General features: G+C 67.9%; 4 protein-coding genes and 1 pseudogene. 3 read left to right on the plus strand and 2 right to left on the minus strand.

Features of this window, described 5'->3' with window-relative positions; translation table 11 throughout:
* Positions 1-67: 67 nt before the first annotated feature.
* The 3 genes and pseudogenes from E6R18_RS28245 to E6R18_RS28255 all read left to right on the plus strand — a co-directional run.
* Positions 68-562 (plus strand): annotated as a pseudogene (locus tag E6R18_RS28245) (transposase); the annotation flags it as partial.
* The gene (locus E6R18_RS28250; RefSeq protein WP_206308449.1) at positions 559-963 is read left to right on the plus strand and encodes a hypothetical protein; all 405 of its coding nucleotides are present in this window, start codon (positions 559-561) and stop codon (positions 961-963) included. The pseudogene E6R18_RS28245 and the gene E6R18_RS28250, both read left to right, overlap by 4 nt.
* A 251-nt stretch (positions 964-1,214) precedes the next feature.
* A complete protein-coding gene (locus E6R18_RS28255; protein WP_136319710.1) occupies positions 1,215-2,141 on the plus strand; it encodes a hypothetical protein in 927 nt (308 codons plus the stop codon).
* Between the two features lie 447 nt (positions 2,142-2,588).
* Here the strand turns inward: E6R18_RS28255 and E6R18_RS28260 are convergent, their stop codons facing one another.
* Positions 2,589-3,485: a hypothetical protein gene (locus tag E6R18_RS28260; RefSeq protein ID WP_168712457.1), complete on the minus strand. Its 897-nt coding sequence runs from the start codon at positions 3,483-3,485 to the stop codon at positions 2,589-2,591.
* Positions 3,485-5,896 (minus strand): DEAD/DEAH box helicase, encoded by a 2,412-nt coding sequence (locus E6R18_RS28265; protein ID WP_136319712.1) that lies wholly within the window; start codon positions 5,894-5,896, stop codon positions 3,485-3,487. Before E6R18_RS28265 ends, E6R18_RS28260 begins: the two co-directional genes overlap by 1 nt.
* Between the last annotated feature and the right edge of the window lie 579 nt (positions 5,897-6,475).

Here is a 6,475-nt window from a genome sequence, read left to right on the forward strand (position 1 = left end):
GTCACCGCATCAACTTTGGTGCACTCTCATCCGTACGAGGTGGTGCATGTTCACTTGTACGCCGACAGCCGGGGTGCCGAAAGAGACGACGGGACTGGATGTGAACAAGAGGACGCCCGGCAGGAAGCGGGGACTCGCCGTGGACGTCATGGGCCTGGTCATCGGCGTGGTGGTCCTCGCCGCGAGCGCGCACGACAACGAGGTCGGCATCGCCCTGCTGGACCAGGTTTCCGAACGGTGCGGCACGCGCCTGGAGAAGGTGCTGGTCGACCAGGGTTTCAAGGACGCCGTAATCGTCCACGGGGCGGTGAAGGACATCATTGTCGAGGTGGTCCGGCGCAACCCCGACGACAAGGGCAAAGGCTTCGTCCCGCAGCCGAAGCGGTGGGTGGTCGAGCAGGTCAACGGCGCCCTCATGCTGCACCGGCGTCTCGCCCGCGACTACGACCACGGGCCCGACAACGCGGCCTCCCGCGTCTACTGGGCCTCCACCGCCGGCATGCTTCGCCGCCTCACCACCTCTACCCCCACCTGGTGCGACGAGGTCGGGCTGGCCGCATGAACGTCAGCGAACTTCTGCGGCTGCTGCAGAGCGAACACGACGAGACCGCCGCACGCGCCGACCACCTGCGCGAGCAGATCGAGCGGCTCAGCACTGCCCTCGCCGAGACCGGAGCCCGCCTGGCCGAACTCACTGCCACCCGCAAGGTCATCGACGGCCTCACCCCGCCCGACCACGAACCGGCCCCCGCGCAGGCCACCACCGCCACCGTTTACCAGCGCATTGTGACCGCGTTCAACGAACACCCCGGCAAGGTGTTCCGCGTCCACGACCTGCACGAGCACCTCGGCCTGCCCACCGATGAGCCCTCGATCAATGTCACCCGTTCCCGCCTGGGACGACTCGCCCGCCAGGGATTCCTCGAGCAACCCGGACGCGGCCGCTACCAGAAACGGACTTAACGCCCACTAAGAGCGCCTGCACCGCCCTCCCGAACGCCGCCGCACCGCCAGCGACACGCTCGGTGCGGCTGGCCGTATCGGCAACCCGATGTGACGGCGCCGCAGGGCATAGAGATGGCCGGACATTCCGCGCCGATGCACCTGATCGGTGGCCGCCGGGGGGGAGGTGCCGGTTGCCCGGGGGCCCATTGTCAGTGGCGGGCTCTAGGCTCAGCACTACTTGAGCCCTGGAAGAAGGTGGGGTGGTGTCCATGGCCGCCGATTTCGTCGCTTTGCATGAACCGCTTGTGGAGTGGGTCTTCGAGCAGACCTCCGGGAACCCGACGGAGGAGTACGTGTCGATCACCGCCTTCGGTGAACTGCACGGACTCACGGAACAGCAGTCCTACCAGCTGTTGCAGACGTGTAAGGCATGGAGCTTGCTGGACGACCGCTACGTTACGTTCGACGAGCCGGCAGCGAATCTGACCCCTCTCGGTCTGCAGTGGGTCCAGGAACGCCTGCGTCGGCGTGCTGACCCCATGAAGCGCGCCGTGGCCGCACGCCAGGGCCTGCTGAAGTGGCTGTGGCACCAGAAGCACGAAGGAATTACCTCTCCTGAGGTCGAGGGGGTGCTCGGCTCGCCGTTCTCGCTCTTCGAGGGAGAACGGCTGACACTCCGCGAGGTCGACCGCGCTGGTGCCACCCTCCGGTCCAAGGGCCTGATCGCCGGGACCATGACGGGCCAGACCGAGGGCCCCGTCCTGGCAGACATCACGGCAGAAGGGCAGGACTGCGTGGAGCAGTACGAGGGTGACATCAGCGCCTACGAACGCCGGAACGCCACCGGAAACACGACGTTCAACATTGAGCAGAACTCTGGCAACATCGCGAGCAACAGCAGCCGCGTCACACAGAACGCCGTGACGCGGAACGGGTTCGATCCGGAGAAGATCCTGGAGGCGGTGAGTCTCCTCCAGCAGCTGGCCCCGTCTCTGACCCCGGACGCCGACGAACAGGAGGAGCTCCGCGCCCAGGCCGGGGATCTTCAGGCAGCTGCCAGCGACCCGGCATCGGACCGTGGGACGCTGCGGCGCCTCTCGGAGGGCCTCGTGACGACCCTTCGCCGCCTTGCCCATTCACCCGGTGTCCAGCGCCTTGCCATCGACGCAGTAGAGCGGGGAGTCCAGAGCCTGTAGGGCAGCACTCGTCAGCAGGTGAGGTAAACGGGGGTCCGCGCCGGAGCAGGCACGAACCCCCGTTCGCGTCCCTGAAGGCTCTCTGCCCGCACGCCCCCGCCCTGCTCGCGGCCGGGGCCGGGCCCGAAACACCAGGGCCTACACGCACGCTAGTGCGATGCTGCAGCTCAGAACCCTCGGGCATCGCACCCCAGGGCGTGTAGGGCCTGGGTCCGGTGCCTCTGGCCCAGGACAGCGAAGGTCCCGGCCCGCCCGCGCGCCCCGGGGCTCTGCCGCCGGTTTCACCGCCGCTCACGAGTCGTCAGGTGCGCCGCCCACCCCAGCGATTGGACGGCCCACGCTGTTGCGGCCCCAGTGCGGTTCCTCCATCGAGGTCTCGTCCGTCGAGCAGGACGCAGATCTGCCCTTGTAGTGGGAGGGCCTACTCCGGAGCTCGAACCTGACGATTTAACACAGCGCGCCTGGCGGGTACTTGACCACGCTCTCGTTCTCGTCGTTCCATGTCCAGATCGCTGACTCTCGCCAGAGGGCGGGATAGTCCTGTCGTGGCTGTGCGTACGGGGTCTCGGCCGGTCCCTGGCATTGCTCGCCGGTTGCCCCATCGATCCACTCATCTGTGTCGACCAGAGACGGCCGCCAGCTCGCGTCACCGATCAGGATGGCACGGACACTGGCCAGTTTGATCTTTCCGCTAGGCAGAGGGAGACGCCACTCCCGCTCGTGCATCCATGCCGAGGTTGGGCCGACGCGAACCGCCCAGTGATCCATTCCGAGCTTCTTGAAGAACTTGTACTGCTCGTCTGGCACGTAAGCCACGGCGCCTCCGCCGAGCTCTAGCAGAGACGTTCGGCTGCCCACGATGCCCCAGGGCTGGACCTTCCGGAGCTTGATTAGGAAGGCTAGGTGTGCCGACGGCGACTCCGAGAAACATGCACAAGGAGTGGTCGCGCCAAAGGGCGGGAAGGCACGTAGTGTCCTCTCAGAGATGATTGCGTCAAGACGTTGCTGTGGTGTCATCTCCTGTATGGGCTCGGGCACGGCGTTGGGGTGGTCGCCGATGCGCGCAGTGAAATGGAAGAGGTCGTCGCTCTGCGCAGGCCCCAAAATTCCCAGATCCAAGTCAGCCCCCCCGGCCAATCTCCTGGTGCGTCCCCCCTGGATGCACCGGGTCAACGTATCGCCCGCTGCATGCACCTCCACCGGCTCCCGCGCCGCCTGAACCCCCGGGTCGGACAGCACAGCCGAGATGACGTCCTCCGCTTCCTCGAAGGTTCTGGTGCGCGCGTGCCGCCGCACCGCGTCCTGAACCCGCTGCTCCGCGGCCTCCTGGTCGTTCGCGCTCATCATGCTGCTCCTTCCGTGGCCGCCCATTCCAGTCCGAGGCCGGCCAGCGCGGCGAGCTTGTCGACGGTCAGCTTGGCCCGGCGGCTCTTGCTGTTGCTGAGGAACACCCCGAGCTTGACCTCCGTCCCGTCCGGCAACGGCTCTACGTGGGCCCTGGGGACCGTCACGGAGCCCGTGCGGGCCTTGTACTGCGCCAGGGCCGCAACGCCCCTCTCAAAGGCGCTCACGGGCGCCGTGGACGGCTCCATCGGCGCGGCCTGCTCCACCGGGGCCGGAGCGGCGAGCGGGGTCACGCCGACAGCCTCCAGGCGCTCGCGCTGCCCGTCGGCCAGGGCCGCCCACACCTCGGGCTTCCGCTGCCGGGCCAGCCACTTGCCGACGTCCATCCCGTGCACGGTGAAGCCGGGCAGCACCTCCGCCGGGCCTTCCTCGTCACGCACCAGCTCCCGCAGCGCGGCGTAGTGCCGCTGCCACTCCGTGGGCCACTCGGGGTTCCAGTCCTCGTCGACGGCCGCCAACGCCGCCTCCCACTCCGGGTGTTCGGCCAGCGCACCGGGACGGCGCAGGTTGCTCAACCACTGCCCCACCGGCTTGTCCAGCGCGGCCGCCGACCTCGGAGCGCACAGCGTCCAGTGCTCCTGGAAGTACACCCGCGCCGCCGCCAGGTTCTCCTGGAACCGCGCATCGGCCGCCGACCAGGCCATGCCGAGCTTCTCCAGCCGCGCCGCGCGCCGACCGTTCATCTGCCCGGCCCCGTACGCCCGCCGCTGCTCCGCGACCCACGTCCCGAGCGGGAACGCGCCCTCCTTGTGCTCGTACGGCACCCGGGCGTGCCCCTCACGCTCGACGAAGTCCTTGAGCTTCGCCCAGCCCCTCGCCCAGTCCTGCCGCTCGGTGTCGATCACGTTGAAGGACACCCAGTTCGCGACCATCGACGGATCACGCGGAGCCGCAAAACGGAGCAGCAGACGGGTTTCTTCCTCGTTATCGGCGGGTGCGGCACCGATGTATTCGGAGGGCTGCGCGATGTCCTTCTGAGGCTCCTGTGGAATCGCCAGCAATTCCACCGCCTCTTCATCGTGAGCCCGCAGACCCTCAAGAACCTTCACCAACGGCTTGTACGAGCCGGAGGTGAACATATCCTCCGGGCTTTCATCGGGCTGGAGGAATACCGGCACGATCAGAGAGGCGAGCTTTCCCTGTCCGGGCTTCTGGCGCAGTGCACGGCCGATGGCCTGGACGATGTCGTGCGGGGCGCCCTTGGGGTCCAGGAGCGCCACGGAGTCCACGGCCCGGATGTCCACGCCCTCGCCCAGGACGCGGCAGTTGGAGAGCACCGCGCGCCGGGCGGTGGAGCCGAACTTCCCCAGGACGTCGCGCCGGCGCTCGGGGACGTGCTCGCCGCACAGCCAGTCCGCCCAGATGTCCGCCGGGTACTTCTCGGGCTGGTCGGCGTGCAGCCGCTTGGCCACCCGCTGAAGGCCCTCCGCGTACGCCGCGGCCTCTATGGTCCGGTGGTGGAAGGTGATGCAGGTCTGGAGGTTGTGCTGCTCCATCGTGTGCAGGAGCGCGGCCTGGAGGGCGCCCAGGCGCTGCCCGCGGACCTCCTCGGTGTGCCGCTCCTCGCCCATCAGCCGGTCCGGGGTGACGACCGGGTCCTGGAGCTCCAGGACGATGATCTGGTACCGCGCCAGCAGCTTCCGGGACACCGCCGACGCCAGTGAGAGCTTGTACAGGACCGGCCCGAAGACTTTCTCGTCGTCCATGGAGGCCGCCATCTCGCGCGGCAGCGGGTCACGCACCCCTTCGGCGACCTCGCGGTTCAGCCGCTCCTCCCAGATCCGCGGCGTCGCCGTCAGGTACAGCCGGCGGTGCGCCGGGATCTTCGTCTGGTCGTGGATGTCCGCCCACGCCTTCCCCATCGACCCACTGGTCCGGTGCGCCTCATCGACCACCGCCAGGTCCACCGGGGCGAGCTTCTGCCCGTAGGCGCCCTCGAACGCATCCACGAGCACGCCCAGCGAGGCGTAGGTGGCGTAGATGGTCACCGGCCCGGCGCTGTGCCACAGCGCCAGCTGCACGGGGTTGGTGGTGCTCCGGACCCCCAGGTGGAACAGCTCCGGGTCGTCCAGGGGCGAGCACACCATGACGGCCGGCCCCTTGTGCCCGGCGCCGCTCCACGCCTTCACGGTCTGCGCCAGGAGATCCAGGGTCGGCACCACCACGAGAATGCGGCCCTTGGGCACAATCCGCTTCGCGGAGGCTGCCGCGATGATGGTCTTTCCTGTCCCGCACGCGGCGTGTACCTGCCCGCGCAGACCATTCCAGGGAATGCCGCCCGGCGGGATATCGAGGCCGCGCACGATGGCGGCTACGGCCTCAATCTGGTGTTCACGCAGTTTCACGGCCATTCCCGTGTTCTCCTTTTCGCGGAATGCGACGCGTAATAGGAATGAGAGTCCGGCGCGGTGAGTGGCGGGCCGGGGTGGTGGTGTCTGGCCCCAGACTCTACACACCCGACACCCGTGATGCATCACCCACGCGGCAGCTTCCCCCTGTAGGCTGATACTTGGCTGAATCCCGCCCCGCACGCATGGTTCATAGGGTATGCTGACGGGGTATTGGTGAACGTGAGCGGCTGATTTCGAGGGTGGGGGAGTGGTCAGGGTGGAGCGCAGCGGAACCCGTCACTGCGGTGAGGCCGGCACCCGATCGGGCCGACGGTCCGTCACTCTGCTTACGGGGGTGGTGGTCAGTAACCCCAAGCCCTACACGGGCCCGCGCGTGATGCACCTCCCCTCGTAGCCAGCTCCGGTGATCGCGCTTGCGCGGTCGCCTCCAATTCGCGCTTGCGCGAATTGCATTCCGTTAGGAATTCCGCTTGCGGAATTCCATTCCCGCGCTTGCGCGGGAATCCGAATTGCGCTTGCGCAATTCGCGCTCTATGCCCCGGCTTGCCGGGGCATATCCCGCGGAGCGGGATATGCCCC

Source organism: Streptomyces sp. A1277, assembly GCF_004795015.1.
Lineage (GTDB): Bacteria > Actinomycetota > Actinomycetes > Streptomycetales > Streptomycetaceae > Streptomyces.

What these genes read in the sequence shown, in the direction of transcription:
- E6R18_RS28255 (WP_136319710.1), top strand. Translation starts at nt 1,215, where the DNA reads ATGGCCGCCGATTTCGTCGCTTTGCATGAACCGCTTGTGGAGTGGGTC.
- E6R18_RS28265 (WP_136319712.1), bottom strand. Translation starts at nt 5,896, where the DNA reads ATGGCCGTGAAACTGCGTGAACACCAGATTGAGGCCGTAGCCGCCATC.
- E6R18_RS28260 (WP_168712457.1), bottom strand. Translation starts at nt 3,485, where the DNA reads ATGAGCGCGAACGACCAGGAGGCCGCGGAGCAGCGGGTTCAGGACGCG.
- E6R18_RS28250 (WP_206308449.1), top strand. Translation starts at nt 559, where the DNA reads ATGAACGTCAGCGAACTTCTGCGGCTGCTGCAGAGCGAACACGACGAG.